The following is an 18,800-nucleotide window of genomic DNA, read 5'->3' as shown; positions in this document are numbered from 1 at the left end:
GCCATATCAAGTGCAATCTCGAACATTCAGGGTAAATATCATGCTCAAGCGTGATCTCGCATGACCCGTGCCTTTTCGCGATTCCAGTCGCGCTCTTTCTCGGTGGCACGCTTGTCGTGAAGTTGCTTGCCGCGTACCAGGGCCAGTTCGCATTTGACCAGGTTCTGCTTCCAGTAGAGCTTGAGCGGCACGCAGGTGTGGCCCTTTTCCTGCGTCTTCGAGAAGATCTTGGCAATCTCCTTGCGATGCAAAAGCAGTTTGCGTGTCCTGGTCGGGTCCGCCAGAACGTGGGTGCTCGCCGTGTTGAGCGGCATGATATGGCTACCCAGCAACCAGGCCTCCCCATTCTTGACCAGAATGTAGGTGTCGGTCAGTTGAGCCTTGCCGGCGCGCAGACTCTTGACCTCCCAGCCTGCCAGTGCCAGGCCGGCTTCGAAGGTTTCGTCGATGTGATACTCGAACCGAGCCTTCTTGTTCTGGGCGATCGTATTGCTGCTTGGCGCGTTGCCTTTTTTCTTACCCATGACACCTCTTTACGGCGATATCCGGTATGCCCTCGGGCGGTATGATGAATGGCTGCACTCTGGCACGCCGCGTTCTGCGCTTCATGACGCCAGACGCCAGACGCCAGAGAGCGGCATTGGCGAGTATCGTGTGAAGCCTGGTTATGAGGGCAGCCGTGATACCATTCAAGCATCGAAAACGGTGCCCCATGATACGCATGTCGGGGCGATAAATCAGTGGAGACCTCTATGCCCAATGTGAATCGGTCTGCATTCGTTCGGCATACACCGGAACAGATGTTTGAACTGGTCAATGATTTCGAACGCTATCCCGAGTTTCTGCCCGGATGCCGGCGAGCCAGCGTCGTCGAGCAGGGAGAGGACTACCTGGTCGGTCGAATGACCCTGGCCAAAGGCGGTGTGGAGCAGAGCGTGACGACCCGCAACGATCTCGAGCGTCCCGAACGCATCGATCTGTCGCTCGTCGATGGCCCCTTCAAGCGGCTGAGCGGCTGCTGGTACTTCCGTGCGATGGGAGAGGATGCCTGCAAGATAGAGCTCGAAATGAGTTTCGAGTTCAGCAATCGTCTGCTGGGCATGGCGTTTGGCCGGTTGTTCCAGCAGGTGGCGGGCCAGCTCGTCGACGCCTTCACGCGGCGTGCCGATCAGATCTACGGGCGTTAGGAGGCAATCTGATGACGAATGTCGAAGTCGCGTTCGCGACACCGGAACATCAGATCATCGTGCGGCTCTCGCTCGAGCCCGATATGTCCGCCAGGCAAGCAGTCATGCTCGCCGACTTGCCGACCAGACACCCGGCATGGGCAGGCTTCGACTTCGCGACGGCACCGCTGGGCATATTTGGCGAGCGCCTGCGAGCACCGGAAGACTATTCACCGCTCGAGGGAGAACGGATCGAAGTCTACCGGCCGCTCGAGATCGATCCCAAGCAGGCAAGACGCGAACGGGCAGCCAGCGTGACTTCACGCTAGCCGCCCATTCATTGCCGGGAATCGTCAGCGCTTCAGATGCCGCTAGGGCCGATCTGCGGTACCGGTGCGCCTTCGCCGGCTCCTTCGACTGCCGGCCCGGGGCCGCCGTCCTGGTTCAGTTCGACGTCCGAATCCATATCGCCGGACTTGGCGATATCGGTCAGTTGGTCGTTCTGGAACGTCAGCGTCAGGCGTTTCTGCACGGTGCCGCCGTAGGCTTCGTCGAGGTAGAAGACGTAGTCCCACTGATCCGACGAGAACGGGGCTTCCATCAGAGGCGTACCCATGATGTAGGCGACCTGTTCACGGCTCATGCCGGTGTGCAGTTGCGACACCATATCCTGGGTGATGAGATTGCCTTGCGGGATGTCCCTCTTGTAGACGCCCAAGTAGCTGCAGCCTGCGACGAGAAAGACTGCGAGGAGGAGTACGACCGTGCTGATCAGTTTTTGCATTTGAGTCCGTCTTTCACTATCGTTGCGTGGATTGATCATACCCGACACAAGACGCTACTGCGAAGAGCGACCATGGCCGACGAAAACCAAGAATTGCGTAAGGCAGGCCTGAAGGTCACGCTGCCGCGCGTCAAGATTCTGCAAATCCTCGAAGCGACTCGCATGGAAGAAGAACTCCATATGAGTGCAGAGGACGTCTACAAGGCGCTGCTGGAGTCGGGTGAAGATGTCGGACTGGCCACGGTATACCGTGTCTTGACGCAATTCGAGGCGGCTGGGCTGGTCGTGCGACATAACTTCGACGGCGGTCATGCGGTTTTCGAGATGTCCCAGGAAGAGCACCATGATCATATGGTGGATCTGGAGTCGGGAGAGATCGTCGAGTTCTATGACGAAGAGATCGAGCGTCGTCAGCGCGAGATCGTCGAGGAACACGGTTACGAACTGGTCGAGCACGCGCTGGTGCTTTATGTTCGCCCCCGCGGCTCCAAGGCCACGCGCCAGGATGGCATCAAGAAGTAAGACTGGCAGACCGTATTGCAAGACGCCGACCCGAGGGTCGGCGTTTTTCGTTTGGGTGTCTGTACAAGCCCATGTTCGGGTTGGTGTCCGGGCTGCCGCCGATACCGGGTCGAATCAGTGCCTGACGGAGCGGCGTGTGGCTCGCAACGTGCGAGTCAATGCGTTGAGCCTTGGCTGGCCGCCAGCATTTCGCGCGCGTGAGCCAAGGTCTGGTTGGAAAGCTTCACTCCGCCCAGCATTCGCGCCAGTTCGCGGACCCGCCCGGCATCGTCGAGCTGGAACATTTGAGTCCGGGTCTCGTTGTCGCTGGAGCGCTTTTCGATATGCAGGTGCTGATGCGCCTGCGCGGCGACTTGCGGCAGGTGAGTCACGGTCATGACCTGGGCATCGCTCCCCAGCCGGCGCAGCAACTGGCCGACGATTTCGGCGGTCGCGCCGGAGATGCCGACATCGACCTCATCGAAGACCAGCGTTGCCAGCGTGCTGTGACTCGCGGCCACGACCTGGATCGCCAGACTGACGCGCGAGAGCTCGCCGCCGGACGCCACCTTGGCCAGAGGGCGCGGGGGCTGCCCCGGGTTGGCGCTGATCTGCAGACTGACCCGATCCAGGCCGTGGGGCTGGGGTGTTTCCAGCGGCGTGACATCGACGGCGAAGCGAGCCTTGTCCATGCCCAGGAACGCCAGTTGCTCCTGAACCTGCTGGGCGAAAGCCGTGGCGGTGCGCTGGCGTGATTCGCTGATCTGCTTGGCGGCGTCGCGGTACTGCTGGCGCAGGTCGTCGAGCCTGGCTCTCAGCGTTTCGAGATCGTCGTCGCCGCTATCGAGCGCTTCCAGCTCGCCGCTCAGCCGGCGGTGCAGGTCGTGCAACTCTTCCGGCATGACGTGATGCTTGCGGGCGATACGATGAATCTCGCCGAGCCGTTCGTCGACCCAGGCCAGGCGCTGCGGGTCGAGCTCGGTCGACTCGACATAATAATGGAGCTCGCGAGCGGCCTCCTCGAGCTGGATCTGTGCATCGTTCAGCATCACCAGGGCCTCGGACAGGCTGCCGCGGTCGCTGCCGGGCACCCGGGATAGCCGCTGGGTAGCCTGGGACAAGAGAGTCAGCGCGCCGCTCTCGTCGTGATCGCAGCTGTCGGCGGCGAACTGCGCCTCGCGCAGGCTCTCCTCGAGATGCGCCAGCGTCTCCTGCTCCTGTTCCAGGCTCCCCAGCTCGTCGGCCTGCAGGTCGAGCTGATCGAGCTCCTCGACCTGATAGCGCAGCAACTGGCGCTTGGCCTGACGTTCCTCGTCGTTCACGCTGCGCTCGCGATACTGTCGGCGCAATGCGTGCCATTGACGGTGCAGCTCGCCGAGCTCGGCCACCGCCTTGTTGTGACCTGCCGCATCGTCGAGCAGGCGGCGGTGCGTGTCCTCGTTGAGCAGCGCCTGGTGCGCATGCTGGCTATGCACGTCGATCAGGCATTCGCCGAGTTCGCGCAGATCCGCGATGGTACAGGGCTGGCCGTTGATCCACGCCTTGGAGCGTCCGCTGGCGGTGACGACGCGTCGCAGCAGGCAGTCGTCCGTGGCGAGCTCCCGCGCCGCCAGCCAGGCCTTGGCGTCTTCCCGCGCGGTGATATCGAAGCGGGCGCTCAGATCGGCACGGTCGGCACCATGGCGAACGCCGCCGGCGTCGGCGCGCTCTCCCAGGCAAAGCCCCAGCGCCCCGAGCAGGATCGATTTACCGGCGCCAGTCTCGCCGGTGATGGCGGTCATGCCGGCCTGAAACTCCAGGTCCAGAGCGTCGACGATAGCGAAGTCACGAATGGCGAGTTGGATCAGCATGCTGCCTCCCGAGGTCGATGGCGGCCATACGGTGTCTGGTTGTTGAGGTGTGATCACTGACGGTCTGGTTGTTTATACAGTAGTCCAAAAACCCCTTCAATGGCTCCTGTGATCCGCTATGCGGTCGGCGCTTGAGATCTGAATCGATAGCCCCATATAGGCAGACAACTCCGACGCTTGCCGAATCACGCTTGTCGAACAATTGTCACAACACCTTGCCAGGAGAGACTCATGGCTAGAGATCCGCAGAATCCCGTAGACGAAGAACTCGAGCGCGCCGAACGCGACGGTGAACCGCAGCAGCAGACCACCAATGAGGCATTGGACGGTGACCTGGAGCAGTTCTCGGAATCGCTCGAGCACGAGGCGGATGACATCGAAGGCCAGGCCAATCCCGAAGCCGAAGTGCTGGCGGCCAGAGTCGAGGAGCTCGAGCAGGCGCTGGCGGAGGCCAAGGATCAGTCGATGCGCGCCGCTGCCGAGGCCCAGAACGCTCGCCGTCGGGCAGAGCAGGACGCCGACAAGGCAAAGAAGTTCGCGCTTGAGAAGTTCGTCAAGGAACTGCTCCCGGTCGTCGACAGCCTGGAGAAAGGGCTGGAAAGCATGCAGGAGGTCGACGAAACGCACCGCGAAGGCGTCTCGATGACGCTCAGGATGCAGCTCGACGCGCTGAGCAAGTTCGGTGTCGAGCAGCTCGATCCCCAGGGCGAGCCGTTCGATCCGCAGTTCCACGAAGCCATGACCATGGTTCCCAATCCGGAGCTGGAGCCCAACACCGTGATGGACGTCATGCAGAAGGGATACACCCTGAACGGTCGATTGATCCGGCCGGCGATGGTGGTGGTCAGCAAAGCAGCAGGCTGAGACAACAGGCCGGAGAGCTGCCATCGGTGCGAGGCGATGCCATATCGGAATCGCCGAGCAAGGACTTGAAAGGCGCGTAGCAGCCCCCACATAGCAGTCAATCGCGCAGCAAAGCGCCGTCATCAAAACGAATTCAGTCGTCAACGAATAGTTATGAGGTGAGGAATTATGGGACGCATCATTGGCATTGACCTGGGTACGACCAACTCCTGTGTCGCCGTACTCGATGGTGACAAGACCCGCGTGATCGAAAACGCCGAAGGCGGCCGCACGACGCCTTCCATCATCGCTTACACCGAAGACGGCGAAACGCTGGTCGGTCAGGCGGCCAAGCGTCAGGCGGTCACCAACCCCAAAAACACGCTCTACGCCATCAAGCGTCTGGTTGGCCGCAAGTTCAAGGACGACGTCGTCCAGAAAGACATCAAGATGGTGCCTTACGAGATCGTCGAAGCCGATAACGGCGATGCCTGGGTCAAGGTCAACGACAACAAGCTGGCGCCGCCGCAGGTCAGCGCCGAAGTGCTGAAGAAGATGAAGAAGACCGCCGAAGACTATCTCGGCGAGGAAGTGACCGAAGCGGTCATCACCGTTCCGGCCTACTTCAACGACTCTCAGCGCCAGGCGACCAAGGACGCGGGCCGTATCGCCGGTCTCGAGGTCAAGCGCATCATCAACGAGCCGACGGCTGCCGCACTGGCCTACGGCATGGATCGCTCCACCGGTGATCGCACCATCGCGGTCTACGACCTGGGTGGCGGTACTTTCGATATCTCGATCATCGAAGTGGCCGATGTCGACGGCGAGAAGCAGTTCGAAGTACTGGCGACCAACGGCGACACCTTCCTCGGCGGCGAAGACTTCGACCTCAAGCTGATCGACTATCTGGTGCAGCAGTTCAAGAGCGACTCCGGTATCGATCTGTCCGGCGACAGCCTGGCCATGCAGCGCCTGAAGGAAGCTGCCGAGAAGGCCAAGATCGAGCTCTCTTCCGCGCAGCAGACCGAAGTCAACCTGCCGTACATCACGGCTGACAACACCGGTCCCAAGCATTTGGCGATCAAGGTCACTCGCGCCAAGCTGGAATCGCTGGTCGAGGATCTGGTCCAGCGTTCGCTCGGGCCCTGTAAGACCGCCATGGAAGACGCTGGTCTCTCCAACAGCGAGATCCACGACGTGATCCTGGTCGGTGGTCAGACCCGCATGCCGCTGGTTCAGCAGAAAGTCGCGGAATTCTTCGGCAAGGAAGCGCGCAAGGACGTCAACCCGGACGAAGCCGTGGCCATGGGCGCCGCGATTCAGGGTGGCGTGCTCGGCGGTGACGTGAAGGACGTGCTGCTGCTCGACGTCACGCCGTTGACGCTGGGTATCGAGACGCTGGGCGGCGTGATGACCCCGCTGATCGAGAAGAACACCACGATCCCGACCAAGAAGACGCAAACGTTCTCGACCGCCGAGGACAACCAGACGGCCGTGACCATTCACGCGCTGCAGGGCGAGCGCAAGCAGGCGGCGCAGAACAAGTCGCTGGGTCGTTTCGATCTGGCTGACATTCCGCCGGCGCCGCGCGGCGTGCCGCAGATCGAGGTCGCGTTCGACCTGGACGCCAACGGTATCCTCCACATCACGGCCAAGGACAAGGCGACTGGCAAGGAACAGTCGATCGTGATCAAGTCCTCCGGCGGTCTCTCGGACGAAGAGATCGACCAGATGGTCAAGGATGCCGAAGCGCACGAAGCCGAGGACAAGAAGTTCGAAGAGCTGGTCCAACTGCGCAACCAGGCCGACGGCATGATCCATGCGTCGCGCAAGACGCTCGAAGAAGCCGGCGACAAGGTCGATGCCGAGGAGAAGAGCAAGATCGAGACCGCAATCAGCGAGCTCGAGGAAGCGCTCAAGGGCGATGACAAGGATGCCATCCAGGCCAAGCTGGATGCCTTGACCGAAGCCTCCGGCAATCTGGCTCAGAAGATGTACGCCGAGCAGGGCGAAGGTGCTGGCGCGCAGGCCGGACAGCCTGGCGACGATGCCCAGTCCAGCGGTAAGAAAGAGGATGACGTGGTTGACGCCGAGTTCGAAGAAGTCAACGACGATCAGAAAAAGCAATAACCACGACGTCTGACGCCGTGTGATCGGCAGTAGCGCGGGAGCCAGAACTCCCGCGTTGCTGTTTGCACGGCGCCGACACGGAGGCGGACTCAGTAATGTCCCAACGTGACTATTACGAAGTATTGGGCGTCGACAAGAGCGCCGACGGCAAGGACATCAAGAAGGCCTATCGTCGGCTGGCGCAGAAGTACCACCCGGACCGCAATCCGGACGACCAGCAGGCAGCGGAGAAGTTTCGCGAGGTCTCCGATGCCTACGAAGTGCTCTCCGACGACCAGAAGCGCGCGGCCTACGATCAGTTCGGTCATGCCGGCGTCGACGGCCAAGGCGGCGGGTTCGGCGGAGGCTTCGGCGGTGCCGGCGCTGGTGGCTTCAGCGATATCTTCGGCGACGTGTTCGGCGATATCTTCGGTGGCGGCGGTGGGCGTCGCAATCCGAACGCGCCGCAGCGCGGCAGCGACCTTCGCTACAACCTCGAACTCGATCTCGAGAACGCGGTGTTCGGCACGACTGTCGATATCCGTGTGCCGCGCCACGTCGAGTGCGGGCACTGCGACGGCAGCGGCGCCGAACCGGGTTCCAGCAAGGAGACCTGCCCGACCTGCCACGGCCAGGGCCAGGTACGGATGCAGCAGGGTTTCTTTGCCGTGCAGCAGACCTGTCCGACCTGTCATGGCAGCGGCCAGAGCATCAAGGTGCCGTGCCGCAAGTGTCATGGCGAAGGCCGCGTCCGCGAGACGCGCACGCTGTCGGTGAAGATTCCGGCGGGGGTCGATACCGGCGACCGCATTCGGCTCAACGCCGAGGGCGAATCCGGGCTCAACGGTGGACCTGCGGGCGATCTCTACGTCCAGGTCGAGATCAAGGCACACCCGATCTTCGAGCGCGACGGCCGGCACCTGCACTGCGAAGTGCCGATCAACTTCGTCGACGCGGCGCTGGGTGGCGAACTGGAAGTGCCGACGCTGGAAGGCCGGGTCAAGCTCAAGATCCCGCCCGAAACCCAGACCGGCAAGCTGTTCCGGCTACGCGGCAAGGGCGTCAAGCCCGTGCGCGGCGGCCCGGCCGGCGATCTTCTCTGCAAGGTGGTGACCGAGACCCCGGTCAATCTCAACGAAGAGCAGAAAGACCTGCTGCGCAAGTTCCAGGACAGCCTGGGTAGCGCCAGCCGCCACTCGCCCAAGAAAGAGGGCTGGTTCGACGGCGTGAAGCGCTTCTTCGAGGATATGAAGCCGTAACGCTCCAGAACCGGCGTTTTGATACGGGCCCAGTCCGGTATTGCCGGGCCGGGCTTCGTTTTTATACAAGCTCGCGTTAGGCTCAAAGTCACACCCTCTCGCTCGGAAATGCTTGCATGGACCTGCTGACCTTCGTTCTAGCCGCGCTCGGTTTCGCTTATCTGCCCGGGCCGGCGATGCTGTACACCGCAGCACAGACGTTGGGGCGGGGCCGCCGGGCGGGCTGGCAGGCGGTGTTGGGCGTGCATCTTGGCTGCTATGTGCATGTGGTGGCGGCGACGCTGGGACTGGCGGCGCTGTTCGCGGCGGTGCCACTGGCCTACGTGGCGATGAAGGTGATTGGCGGGATTTATCTGCTCTGGGCGGGCGTACGGCTGTGGCGTCAGGGCCTGGGCGAGGCGCCGCAGCTCGAATCACGCGCCTCCGCACGGCGAGTGCTGCGTGACAGTTTCCTGGTCGAGGTGCTCAATCCCAAGACCGCGCTGTTCTTCGTCGCCTTCCTGCCGCAGTTCGTGCAGCCCCAGGCCGATCTCGCCATGACCTGGCAGCTGCTCTGCCTGGGCGTGGTCACCAACCTGATCTTCTCCTCCGCCGACGTCGTTACCGTACTACTGGCCGCACCGCTGCGACGATGGCTCACCGCCGACCGCCGCGGCGGTTCGCGCTGGCTGCAGCGGCTCGGTGGCGGTGTGCTGGGCGGTCTGGGCGTCAATACCCTGATCCACGCCAGCCGCTAGCCCGCGTCGGAGGTCTCCTCCCAGTCCTTGACGGTCGATGACATGGTCTTCAGCCGAGCGATCGCGAGACGCGATACCGGGCTCAACTCGCCGCCATCCGTGTCGGCATAGTCGATGATCTGGCGCTTCATGCTGCGTGCCCAGAATTTCTTGAGGTGCGCGGCGACCAGATCGGCCGCCTGGGCGTCATCACCATGGTGCAGATTGTTGGCGCTGATCTGATTGATCATCTTGATCAGCGGCGTGGTTGGCCCGCCATGACCTGAATCATTCATGCTCGAATCGCTCATCTTGCGAGCTCCCTGAGGTCGAAAGAGTGGCCGACGGCGCTCATTTGAGCGCCGCCTCGGCGGATTCCAGATAACCCTGCTGACGTTCGTCGAACCGCTGGAAATGCCGCTGCCAGGACGAGGGCTGGGAGACCTTTTCCACCTGCACCGCCGTCACCTTGTATTCCGGACAGTTGGTGGCCCAGTCGGAGTTGTCGGTGGTGATCACGTTGGCGCCGCTGCCCGGATGGTGGAAGGTGGTGTAAACCACGCCCGGCGCCATGCGATCGCTGACACGGCAGCGCAGTACCGTGCGCCCGACGCGGCTGCTGATGCCCAGCCAGTCGCCGTCGCGCAGGCCGCGAACCTCGGCATCCGAAGGATGGATCTCCAGCACGTCTTCATGGTGCCACAGGCTGTTCTGGGTACGCCGGGTTTGGGCACCCACGTTGTACTGGCTGAGAATCCGGCCGGTAGTGAGCAGCAGCGGATAGCGGCGGCTGGCACGTTCCTCGGTGGCCACGTACTCGGTGATGGCGAAGTGGCCCTTGTCGATAGGAAAGTCCCGCTCGTGCATGGTTGGCGTTCCCTCCGGGTGCGCGTCGTTGCAAGGCCACTGGATGCTGCCCAGCTCGTCCAGTTTCTTGTAACTGACCCCGGTAAACGTCGGCGTGAGCTGGGCGATCTCGTCCATGATGCCCGAGGGATGGCTGTAGTTCATTGGGTAGCCCAGGGCGTTGGACAGATCCTGTGTGACTTCCCAGTCTTCTTTCCCGGCCAGCGGCGGCATCACCTTGCGCACCCGGTTGATGCGACGTTCGGCGTTGGTGAAGGTGCCGTCCTTCTCCAGGAAGGTGGAACCGGGCAGCAGCACATGGGCGTACTTGGCCGTCTCGTTGAGGAAGATGTCCTGCACGATCAGGCAGTCCAGTGCGGACAGCGCCGCTTCCACGTGCTGGGTGTTGGGGTCGGACTGGGCGATATCCTCGCCCTGAACGTAAAGCCCCTTGAAGGTGCCGCTGATGGCGGCATCGAACATGTTGGGGATGCGCAGCCCCGGTTCGTCGTCGATCCTGGTGTGCCAGATCGCTTCGAACTTTCCACGTACCGCAGGGTCGGCCACATGCTGGTAGCCCGGCAGCTCGTGGGGGAACGAGCCCATGTCGCAGGAACCCTGCACGTTGTTCTGGCCGCGCAGCGGGTTGACGCCTACGCCTTCACGGCCGAGATTGCCGGTGGCCATGGCCAGGTTGGCGATCCCCATGACCATGGTGGATCCCTGGCTGTGCTCGGTAACGCCCAGGCCGTAGTAGATCGCGCCATTGCCAGCGGTGGCGTAAGCGCGGGCAGCTTCGCGTATTTGAGCTGCCGGGACGCCGGTCTCGGCCTCCAGCGCTTCCGGCGCGTTGCGCTGTTCGCTGATGAATGCGCGCCACTGCTGGTAGGCTTCGGGCTCGCAGCGCCGGGTGATGAAATCGTGATCTTCCAGGCCTTCGGTGACTACCACATGGGCCAGTGCGTTGACCAGCGCCACGTTGGTGCCTGGCTTCAGGGCCAGATGCATTGTCTTGCCGCCATGGGGCGTTTTGAGCAGATCGATGCGGCGCGGATCGGCGACGATCAATGTGGCACCCTGGCGCAGCCGACGGCGCATTTGCGAGGCGAATACCGGGTGAGCATCGGTCGGGTTGGCGCCGATCACCAGAATGGTGTCCGCCTTCATTACCGAGTCGAATGTCTGGGTGCCGGCAGACTCGCCCAAGGTGGTTTTCAAGCCGAATCCGGTGGGCGAATGGCAGACTCGGGCACAGGTGTCGGTGTTGTTGTTGCCGAATCCGGCGCGGATCAGCTTCTGGACCAGATAGGTCTCCTCGTTGGTGCAGCGGGACGAGGTGATTCCGCCAATGCTCTCGCGGCCGTACTTCGCCTGTATCTCTTTCAGGCGCTTGGCAGAAAACTCGATAGCCTCTTGCCAGGACACGGTACGCCAGGCCTGGTCGATGGATTCGCGAATCATCGGCGCCTTGATGCGATCCTTGTGGGTGGCATAACCGAACGCGAAGCGACCCTTCACGCAGGAATGGCCGTGGTTCGCGTCACCACCCTTGTACGGCACCATCCGCACCAGCTGGTTGCCTTTCATCTGGGCCTCGAACGAGCAGCCCACGCCGCAGTAGGCGCAGGTGGTGATCACGCTGTGCTCCGGCACGCCCTGGTCGATTACGCTCTTTTCCATCAGCGTCGAGGTGGGGCAGGCCTGAACGCAGGCGCCACAGGAAACGCATTCGGAGTCCATGAATGGCTCGTGCTGGCCGGCGACAATCTTGGAATCGAAGCCGCGCCCGTCGATGGTCAGCGCAAAGGTGCCCTGGACTTCCTCGCAGGCCCGCACGCAGCGGGAGCAGACGATGCACTTGCTGGGATCGAAGCTGAAGTACGGGTTGGAGTCGTCGGTTTCCGCATCCAGGTGGTTGGCGCCATCGAAGCCATAGCGCACCTCTCGCAGGCCCACCGCGCCGGCCATGTCCTGTAGCTCGCAGTCGCCATTGGCGGGGCAGGTCAGGCAATCCAGCGGGTGATCGGAGATGTAGAGCTCCATGACGTTGCGGCGCAGCTTGGCGAGTTTGCCGTTCTGGGTGGTGACCGCCATGCCTTCGGTGACCGGCGTGGTACATGAGGCCGGATAGCCGCGCCGGCCCTCGATCTGCACCGCGCACAGGCGGCAGGAGCCGAAGGCTTCCAGATTGTCCGTGGCGCACAGTTTAGGGATGGTGATGCCGGCCAGTGCGGCGGCACGCATCACCGAGGTACCCTCCGGCACGGTGACGGCTTGGCCGTCGATGGTCAGCTCGACCTGTGTTGCCGATAGCCGGGCCGGCGTGCCCAGATCGCGGTCGAACCGTCTAGGATCGAACTGTCCCGGATCGAGCTGTCTCGGATCGAAATGCTGCAGCATGACTACCTCCCGCCTTCGGCTTGTCGCAGTGTCAGATCATCGGGGAAGTGCTTCATCACGCTCTGGACGGGGAACGGGGTCATGCCGCCCATGGCGCAGAGCGAACCGTCGACCATGGTTTCGCACAGATCGGCGAGCAGCGCGAGATTGGCTTTGGCATCGTCGCCGGCGCGGATACGGTCGATGACCTCCACGCCGCGCACAGCGCCGATTCGACACGGCGTGCACTTGCCGCAGGACTCGACGCTGCAGAACTCCATGGCAAAGCGGGCCTGCTCGCCCATGTCGACACTGTCGTCGAACATCACCACGCCGCCATGGCCCACAACGCCGCCGAACGCGGCGAAGCCTTCGTAGTCGATCGGCGTATCCCACTGGCTCGCGGGTAGATAGGCGCCCAGCGGGCCACCGACCTGCACGGCCTTCAGTGGCTGGCCGCTCAGGGTGCCGCCGCCGAAATCTTCCATCAGTTCCCGCAAGGTGGTGCCGAAAGCCAGCTCCACCAGGCCGCCGCGCCTGACATTACCCGCCAGCTGCAGCGCCAGCGTGCCGCGCGACTTGCCCATGCCGTAATCCGCATAGGTTTGTGCGCCCCGATCGAGAATGAACGGGATGGCGGCCAGAGTCAGTACGTTGTTGACCACGGTGGGGCGACCGAACAGGCCCTTGATCGCGGGAAGCGGTGGCTTGGCGCGGACCATGCCGCGCTTGCCCTCGAGACTGTCCAGCAACGAGGTCTCCTCGCCGCAGATGTAGGCACCGGCGCCGAGTCGGACTTCCAGGTCGAAGTGCTTGCCGGTGCCGAGAATGTCGTTGCCCAGGTAGGCGGCCTGGTAAGCGCGCTCGAGCGCGTCGTTGAAGATACGATGGGCGAGCGGATATTCCGAGCGCAGGTAGACATAGCCCTGGGTCGCGCCAACGGCCAGCCCGGCAATGGTCATGCCTTCGATCAGCAGATAGGGATCGCATTCCATCACCAGGCGGTCGGCGAACGTGCCGGAGTCGCCCTCGTCTGCATTGCAGACGATGTATTTCTGGCCGGCCGGCTCGTCGTGAACGGTCTGCCACTTGATCCCGGTGGGAAAGGCGGCGCCGCCGCGTCCGCGCAGGCCGGCATTCTTCACTTCATCGATAATGGCCTGGGTTTCCATCTCGAGGGCCTTTTCCAGCCCGGCGAAACCGCGATGGGTCCGGTAGTCGTCGAGAGAGAGCGGATCCGTGATGCCGATGCGCGAGAAGGTCAGGCGTTGCTGGCTCTTCAGGTAGGGGATTTCATCGGTCAGCCCCTGAGCCAGCGGGTGTTCCAGCTTGCCGTCGAACAGCCCCGATTCGACCAGGCCGGCCACATCGGCCGGCTCCACCGGGCCATAGGCCACACGGCCTTCTACCGTTTCGATCTCGACCATCGGTTCCAGCCAGAACAGGCCGCGGGAACCGTTGCGGATCAGCTCGATATCCAGCTGGCGATTCCTCGCCTGCTGCTCGATCAGTGCGGCCACGTCGTCGGCGCCCATGGCCAAGGCGGTGGTGTCGCTGGGCACGTAAACCGTCACGGTCATCACTGCACCTCCAGGACCGAGGTAGTGAGCCGTTCCACTAGGTGGTCGAACTTTTCGGCGGTGACCCGGCCATGGATATCGTCATCCACGCGGATGGACGGGCCGCAAGCGCAGTTGCCCAGGCAATATACCGGCTCGAGGGTGAATTCTTTGTCACGACTGGTCTGGTGGTAATCCGCCCCCAGCCGCGCCTTGACATGGGCCTCGAGCTGGCGGCTACCCACGGCCTGACAGGCTTCGGCACGACACACCTGTATGACATGGCTGCCCGCCGGGTGTCGGCGAAAGTGATGATAGAAACTGATGATGCCATGAACCTCGGCGCGAGTATGGCGCAACGTTTCAGCGATGATCGGTACGGCGGCGTCGGGTATGTAACCGAAGCGATCCTGGATAGCATGAAGTATCGGCAGCATGGCCCCGGGCTTTTCCTTCAGCGCATCGACTTCTCGCTGAAGTGATTCGTGGGTCCATGCCTGCGGCTGGCGTGTGCCGGAAGGCGTCATGGCTAGGCTCTCATCTGTTTATTGTCAGTCAGGGAAACATTGCCCAGGGCCAGCGTGAATCGCCGGTTGCGTCGTGCGCGTGTCACTGGGCGACTGTGCCGGAGCAATTTATGAACGAGCTTGCTTAATTGTCATCGCCTCAATAGGCTTTTTGTTGAAAGTAGCACGCTTGAAAAGCCTCCTGAATATGAAAAACGATGCATAAAAGAAAGCTGCAAATATCTCCGGTATGGCACTTCAAGACCGATACCGGCGAGCTACTCGATCCCGTTCTCTTTTGCCTGCTCAAGAGCGTGCGCGATAGCGGGAAGCTGACTCTGGCTGCAGAGCAGGCGGGAATTTCCTATCGGCATGCCTGGAACCTCTTCAAGCGCGGCAACGATTTCTTCGGCTTGCCACTAGTGGTGATGCGCAAGGGGCACGGTACTCAGCTGTCGCCGCTTGGAGAAAAGCTGCTGTGGTCCGAGCAGCGGATCAAGGCGCGCCTGGGCCCGCAGATCGACAGCATGGCTTCCGAGCTCAACATCCAGCTCCAACAACTGCTTGCCGGCGCCCATCCCGTGCTGCATCTTCACGCCAGTCACGGCTATGCGGTGGCATTGCTGCCGAAGTTTTCCGATTGGGTCGAACTGGATCTGCAATACACCAATCCGGCGGATGCCTTGAGCGCGCTGGCCTCGGGCGAGTCCGACCTGGCCAGCTTCCACTTTCCGGCCTGCCCGCGGTTGGCGAAACAGATCATGGAAATTTACAAGCAGCAGCTCGATCTCAAGAATCTGCGGGTGATCCGTTTCGTGACTCGCAAGCAGGGGCTGATCGTTCGCAGCGACATTCGCGAGGCAATCATCGGGCTGGAGGAGCTCACCAGGCCAGACATCCGCTTCATCAACCGCAACCGGCGCTCGGGAACGCGTATCCTGTTCAACCTGCTGCTCGATGAGCATGGCATCACCGAGCGTCAGATCCGTGGCGCCCAGCACGAGGAATTCACCCACACTGCGGTGGCCGCCTACGTTGCCGCCGGGATGGCCGATGCCGGGTTTGGCGTCAAGGCTGCTGCCGCTCAGTTCGGTCTCGAATTCCTCGATCTGACCACTGAACATTACCTGCTGGTATGTCGCGAGGAGCGCCTCCAGCAGCAAAACATCCGTCAACTGCTTTCGCTGATGACCTCGCCGCAATTTCTAGCGGAGATCGATAAGCTGCCGGGCTATGCGCCGGACCGCTGCGGCGAGATCTGCACCTTTGCCGAGTTGCTCGACAGCGATCGGCATTGACGGCCGGGCGCTGCCAAGGCGCCCGGCTTCCTCCCGGACAGCGTTGCCGTCTTTCTCAAAAGAGCGCTGCCGCTTTGGCCAGCGCGATATACAGCCCGATCAGGAAGGGCACGCCCACGCCCAGCCAGGCCAGTATGCCACCGATACCGAAGTTGCCCCGCGCCGCGGTTTGCGCATTGCCGGGGAGGCTGCTGTCGTGCTGCAGAGAACGCTCGTGCTCCACTTCCTCGTCGGTCATTTGATCCGACTCCTTTACCGGTCGTACCAGGGCGTTGCAGATCAAACCCAGAAACAGCAGGCCGGCCATGATATAGAGGGTGCGGTCATACACTTGGCTGGGGGCCAGACCGGCGTTGAGCTGGGCTTCACGCAGAGCGGCGATGATCAGTGGCCCCACGATCCCTGCCGCCGACCACGCCGTCAGTAGACGGCCGTGAATGGCGCCCACCATCTGCGTACCGAAGATATCGGCCAGATACGCCGGCACCGTGGCAAAGCCGCCGCCATACATGCTCAGAATGATGCAGATGGAAATGACGAACATCGCCGGCATGCCCAGATGCCCCCAGGTGGGGAGCAGGCAATAGACGATGATGCCGAGAACGAAGAACGTGTAGTAGGTGTTCTTGCGGCCGATCTTGTCCGACAGGGAGGCCCAGAAAAGACGGCCGATACTGTTGAACAGGCTGATCAGGCCCACCAGGCCGGCAGCGGCTGCCACGACGGCGGCTTTCTGCGCATCCGTCAGTCCCGCGGCTGTGTCCTGAATACCCACCAGCGCGCCGCCGAAGACATCCTGCAGCATCGGGCTGGCCATGGAGATGACCGCAATGCCGGCGGTCACGTTCAGAAACAGCACGCCCCAGATCAGCCAGAACTGCCTGGTCTTCCAGGCCCGGTCGAGGTGGACATGACGGCGGGTAATCATGCCGCTGCCGTGATCTTCTTCTGGCGGCGTCCAGCCTTCCGGTTTCCAGCCATTGGGCGGAACACGGAAGCCGATGGCGCCGGAAGCCATGACGACCATATAGAGTGCCCCCAGCACGATCAGGGTCATGGCGACGCCGGTGCCGTCGGTGCCGCTGAAATGACCCATCAGCAGTACCGCTAGCGGAGCGCCGACCATTGCGCCACCGCCGTAACCCATGATGGCAAAGCCAGTGGCCATGCCACGGCGATCCGGGAACCACTTGATCAGCGTGGATACCGGCGTGATGTAGCCCAGCCCCTGGCCGATACCGCCGAGAACGCCTGCGCCCAGATAAACCAGCCACAACTGGTGCATCATCACGCCGATGCCGCCAACGATCAGGCCGCCGCCCCAGCATAGCGCGGCGATGCAGCCGGCCTTGCGCGGACCGGCGTGTTCCAGCCAGCCGCCCCAGAGGGCGGCCGAAATCCCCAGCATGGCAATGAAGGTCTCGAAGATATGCGTGACCTGCGGCACCGTCCAGTTACAAGTCGTGGTGAAAAGCGCCTGAAAAAAGCCGATGTCGCCACACATCGCCGCGTCGGTATTCGCCAGGATATGGGTCATCGGCAGCCAGAACACCGAAAAACCATAGGCCATGCCGATACACAGATGGATCGCCAGAGCCGCCGTGGGCACCAGCCAGCGATTGAAGTTAGGTCCCGCTATCGTTCTTTCGCGAGAAAAGAACCCCGCGGGGTTGCCGCCACCGCTTTCCAGGACGGTCTGATCGATTCCATTCATCCGAATCCCCTTACTGGTGTCGTGTCGTTATTGTTCCAGTGATGCCGAAAGCGCGTGCTACGCCGGCCCAGAGGTTGCTATCTATGAATTGGCATTCTTGTTATCAGAGTCGTGTGCCAAGGAGGAGGAAACAGGATTGCAGTGTTCCAAGGCAACTAGCGAAAATAATTATGCTTCACCATTCCTAATTGACTGGCGGTTGCCGCAGGCGAGACAGGTGGCACCCGATGATGGCGTGTCCCTTTGATATACTGTTGATTAACGATGCCATTTGCGTAGCGCTGTTACGCAATTCGTAGCCAACGACGAGGGAAAAGCATGACGCGGATTGCGATCATGGGAGCGGCCGGACGGATGGGGCGTATCTTGCTGGAAGCTACGCACAATAGCGAAGCCGCGCAACTGGGAGCGGCGATCGTGCGTCCCGATAGTTCGCTCCTCGGATGCGATGCCGGTGAGATGGCTGGGCTCGGCAAGCTGGGCGTCGCCTTGCGGGGATCGCTGGATGAAGTCAGGGAGGAATTCGATGTCCTGATCGACTTTTCCACCCCGGCCTTGACCCTCGACAACCTCGCTTGGTGCGCCGACAACGGCAAGGCGATCGTGATCGGCACGACGGGGCTCGACGAAGCCCAGCTGAAGACGCTGGACAGCCATGCCGACCGGCTTCCGATGGTGTTCGCGGCCAACATGAGTACGGGCATCAACCTGACAGTAAACCTGCTCAAGACCGCGGCCAGGGCGCTGGGGGATGCCGGCTACGACATCGAAGTCATCGAGGCGCATCATCGTCACAAGGTTGATGCGCCCTCCGGCACGGCGCTGATGCTGGGCGAGGCGGTGGCCGAGCCGCTGGGTCGGGACCTGAAGACCCACGGCGTGTTCCAGCGCGTCGGCCAGGTCGGCCCCCGCGATCCCAAGGAGATCGGCTTTGCCACGGTGCGCGGTGGCGATATCGTCGGCGAGCATACGGTGCTGTTTGCCGCCGAAGGCGAGCGCATCGAGATTACCCACAAGGCCTCGAGCCGCCTGACCTTCGGCAACGGCGCGGTCAGGGCGGCAGTCTGGCTGGCCGAGCGAGCCGCTGGACGTTACGACATGCAGGACGTGCTGGGATTGAAAGCGTAGCGTTATCGAACGGCCAGGTGCGAACGTCCGGGCGCCGGGGAAGCGCCGTTCAAGGCATCATTGGGTCGAATTGCGTTCGGTACTGGAGCCGGGCGTTGGTTTCCGGTATCATTTCGCCAATTTGGCCGGGCCAGAGCCGCAG

17 protein-coding genes are annotated in these 18,800 nt (G+C 62.3%); 9 read left to right on the top strand and 8 right to left on the bottom strand.

The features are described 5' to 3' along the window. Positions 1–44 precede the first annotated feature (44 nt). Complete coding sequence (gene smpB, locus R5R73_RS17610; protein WP_071230963.1) at positions 45–524, bottom strand: SsrA-binding protein SmpB; 480 nt, start codon at positions 522–524, stop codon at positions 45–47. Between the two features lie 228 nt (positions 525–752). On the opposite strand from smpB, the gene R5R73_RS17605 reads away from it, so the two are divergent. Together R5R73_RS17605 and R5R73_RS17600 are read left to right on the top strand one after the other, a co-directional pair. Beyond that, positions 753–1,187: a type II toxin-antitoxin system RatA family toxin gene (locus R5R73_RS17605; protein WP_071230962.1), complete on the top strand. Its 435-nt coding sequence runs from the start codon at positions 753–755 to the stop codon at positions 1,185–1,187. Positions 1,188–1,198: 11 nt separating this feature from the next. Further along, positions 1,199–1,495, top strand: coding sequence for an RnfH family protein (locus R5R73_RS17600; protein ID WP_322528196.1), 297 nt, complete (start codon positions 1,199–1,201; stop codon positions 1,493–1,495). A 32-nt stretch (positions 1,496–1,527) separates the two neighbouring features. Here R5R73_RS17600 and R5R73_RS17595 read toward each other — a convergent pair whose 3' ends face one another. Beyond that, positions 1,528–1,950: an outer membrane protein assembly factor BamE gene (locus tag R5R73_RS17595; protein WP_322528195.1), complete on the bottom strand. Its 423-nt coding sequence runs from the start codon at positions 1,948–1,950 to the stop codon at positions 1,528–1,530. A gap of 72 nt (positions 1,951–2,022) precedes the next feature. Between R5R73_RS17595 and fur the strand changes: the two genes are divergently transcribed. Then, positions 2,023–2,472, top strand: a complete 450-nt coding sequence (fur, locus tag R5R73_RS17590; RefSeq protein WP_071230959.1) for a ferric iron uptake transcriptional regulator — start codon at positions 2,023–2,025, stop codon at positions 2,470–2,472. Between the two features lie 155 nt (positions 2,473–2,627). Here the strand turns inward: fur and recN are convergent, their stop codons facing one another. Further along, the gene (gene recN, locus R5R73_RS17585; protein WP_322528194.1) at positions 2,628–4,301 is read right to left on the bottom strand and encodes a DNA repair protein RecN; all 1,674 of its coding nucleotides are present in this window, start codon (positions 4,299–4,301) and stop codon (positions 2,628–2,630) included. A 231-nt stretch (positions 4,302–4,532) separates the two neighbouring features. On the opposite strand from recN, the gene grpE reads away from it, so the two are divergent. The 4 genes from grpE (at position 4,533) to R5R73_RS17565 (ending at position 9,249) form a co-directional block, all read left to right on the top strand. Further along, positions 4,533–5,165 carry a nucleotide exchange factor GrpE gene (grpE, locus tag R5R73_RS17580; RefSeq protein WP_322528193.1) on the top strand — a complete coding sequence of 211 codons (633 nt, stop codon included), beginning with the start codon at positions 4,533–4,535 and terminating at the stop codon, positions 5,163–5,165. Positions 5,166–5,333: 168 nt separating this feature from the next. Next, the gene (dnaK, locus tag R5R73_RS17575) at positions 5,334–7,274 is read left to right on the top strand and encodes a molecular chaperone DnaK (protein WP_071230956.1); all 1,941 of its coding nucleotides are present in this window, start codon (positions 5,334–5,336) and stop codon (positions 7,272–7,274) included. A 95-nt stretch (positions 7,275–7,369) separates the two neighbouring features. After that, a complete protein-coding gene (gene dnaJ, locus R5R73_RS17570; protein ID WP_071230955.1) occupies positions 7,370–8,512 on the top strand; it encodes a molecular chaperone DnaJ in 1,143 nt (380 codons plus the stop codon). Between the two features lie 116 nt (positions 8,513–8,628). Continuing rightward, positions 8,629–9,249: a LysE family translocator gene (locus tag R5R73_RS17565; protein ID WP_322528192.1), complete on the top strand. Its 621-nt coding sequence runs from the start codon at positions 8,629–8,631 to the stop codon at positions 9,247–9,249. On the opposite strand, the gene R5R73_RS17560 is transcribed toward R5R73_RS17565, so the two are convergent. The 4 genes from R5R73_RS17560 to R5R73_RS17545 are packed head-to-tail and all read right to left on the bottom strand — an operon-like array spanning position 9,246 to position 14,539. Beyond that, a complete protein-coding gene (locus tag R5R73_RS17560) occupies positions 9,246–9,524 on the bottom strand; it encodes a formate dehydrogenase subunit delta (protein ID WP_322528191.1) in 279 nt (92 codons plus the stop codon). The genes R5R73_RS17565 and R5R73_RS17560 overlap by 4 nt on opposite strands. 55 nt (positions 9,525–9,579) lie before the next feature. After that, positions 9,580–12,474, bottom strand: coding sequence for a formate dehydrogenase subunit alpha (fdhF, locus tag R5R73_RS17555; protein WP_322528190.1), 2,895 nt, complete (start codon positions 12,472–12,474; stop codon positions 9,580–9,582). A 2-nt stretch (positions 12,475–12,476) separates the two neighbouring features. Then, on the bottom strand, positions 12,477–14,033 hold the full coding sequence (locus tag R5R73_RS17550) for a formate dehydrogenase beta subunit (RefSeq protein ID WP_071230952.1): 1,557 nt from the start codon (positions 14,031–14,033) through the stop codon (positions 12,477–12,479). Further along, on the bottom strand, positions 14,033–14,539 hold the full coding sequence (locus tag R5R73_RS17545) for a formate dehydrogenase subunit gamma (protein ID WP_071230951.1): 507 nt from the start codon (positions 14,537–14,539) through the stop codon (positions 14,033–14,035). Before R5R73_RS17545 ends, R5R73_RS17550 begins: the two co-directional genes overlap by 1 nt. 197 nt (positions 14,540–14,736) lie before the next feature. On the opposite strand from R5R73_RS17545, the gene R5R73_RS17540 reads away from it, so the two are divergent. Continuing rightward, positions 14,737–15,816 (top strand): substrate-binding domain-containing protein, encoded by a 1,080-nt coding sequence (locus tag R5R73_RS17540; protein ID WP_071230950.1) that lies wholly within the window; start codon positions 14,737–14,739, stop codon positions 15,814–15,816. A gap of 55 nt (positions 15,817–15,871) precedes the next feature. Here the strand turns inward: R5R73_RS17540 and R5R73_RS17535 are convergent, their stop codons facing one another. Beyond that, positions 15,872–17,530: an OFA family MFS transporter gene (locus R5R73_RS17535; protein WP_071230949.1), complete on the bottom strand. Its 1,659-nt coding sequence runs from the start codon at positions 17,528–17,530 to the stop codon at positions 15,872–15,874. 318 nt (positions 17,531–17,848) lie between these two features. Between R5R73_RS17535 and dapB the strand changes: the two genes are divergently transcribed. Next, complete coding sequence (gene dapB / locus R5R73_RS17530) at positions 17,849–18,658, top strand: 4-hydroxy-tetrahydrodipicolinate reductase (protein ID WP_322528189.1); 810 nt, start codon at positions 17,849–17,851, stop codon at positions 18,656–18,658. Positions 18,659–18,800 lie beyond the last annotated feature (142 nt).

Origin of the sequence: Salinicola sp. LHM, from assembly GCF_034479735.1 — a bacterium.
Classification (GTDB): domain Bacteria; phylum Pseudomonadota; class Gammaproteobacteria; order Pseudomonadales; family Halomonadaceae; genus Salinicola; species Salinicola salarius.
This window is presented reverse-complemented; position numbering and strand designations above follow the sequence as displayed.

Bases quoted from the DNA above. Each gene is read 5' to 3' on its own strand.
- smpB (WP_071230963.1), bottom strand. From the start codon at position 524: ATGGGTAAGAAAAAAGGCAACGCGCCAAGCAGCAATACGATCGCCCAG.
- R5R73_RS17605 (WP_071230962.1), top strand. From the start codon at position 753: ATGCCCAATGTGAATCGGTCTGCATTCGTTCGGCATACACCGGAACAG.
- R5R73_RS17600 (WP_322528196.1), top strand. From the start codon at position 1,199: ATGACGAATGTCGAAGTCGCGTTCGCGACACCGGAACATCAGATCATC.
- R5R73_RS17595 (WP_322528195.1), bottom strand. From the start codon at position 1,950: ATGCAAAAACTGATCAGCACGGTCGTACTCCTCCTCGCAGTCTTTCTC.
- fur (WP_071230959.1), top strand. From the start codon at position 2,023: ATGGCCGACGAAAACCAAGAATTGCGTAAGGCAGGCCTGAAGGTCACG.
- recN (WP_322528194.1), bottom strand. From the start codon at position 4,301: ATGCTGATCCAACTCGCCATTCGTGACTTCGCTATCGTCGACGCTCTG.
- grpE (WP_322528193.1), top strand. From the start codon at position 4,533: ATGGCTAGAGATCCGCAGAATCCCGTAGACGAAGAACTCGAGCGCGCC.
- dnaK (WP_071230956.1), top strand. From the start codon at position 5,334: ATGGGACGCATCATTGGCATTGACCTGGGTACGACCAACTCCTGTGTC.
- dnaJ (WP_071230955.1), top strand. From the start codon at position 7,370: ATGTCCCAACGTGACTATTACGAAGTATTGGGCGTCGACAAGAGCGCC.
- R5R73_RS17565 (WP_322528192.1), top strand. From the start codon at position 8,629: ATGGACCTGCTGACCTTCGTTCTAGCCGCGCTCGGTTTCGCTTATCTG.
- R5R73_RS17560 (WP_322528191.1), bottom strand. From the start codon at position 9,524: ATGAATGATTCAGGTCATGGCGGGCCAACCACGCCGCTGATCAAGATG.
- fdhF (WP_322528190.1), bottom strand. From the start codon at position 12,474: ATGCTGCAGCATTTCGATCCGAGACAGCTCGATCCGGGACAGTTCGAT.
- R5R73_RS17550 (WP_071230952.1), bottom strand. From the start codon at position 14,033: ATGACCGTGACGGTTTACGTGCCCAGCGACACCACCGCCTTGGCCATG.
- R5R73_RS17545 (WP_071230951.1), bottom strand. From the start codon at position 14,539: ATGACGCCTTCCGGCACACGCCAGCCGCAGGCATGGACCCACGAATCA.
- R5R73_RS17540 (WP_071230950.1), top strand. From the start codon at position 14,737: ATGCATAAAAGAAAGCTGCAAATATCTCCGGTATGGCACTTCAAGACC.
- R5R73_RS17535 (WP_071230949.1), bottom strand. From the start codon at position 17,530: ATGAATGGAATCGATCAGACCGTCCTGGAAAGCGGTGGCGGCAACCCC.
- dapB (WP_322528189.1), top strand. From the start codon at position 17,849: ATGACGCGGATTGCGATCATGGGAGCGGCCGGACGGATGGGGCGTATC.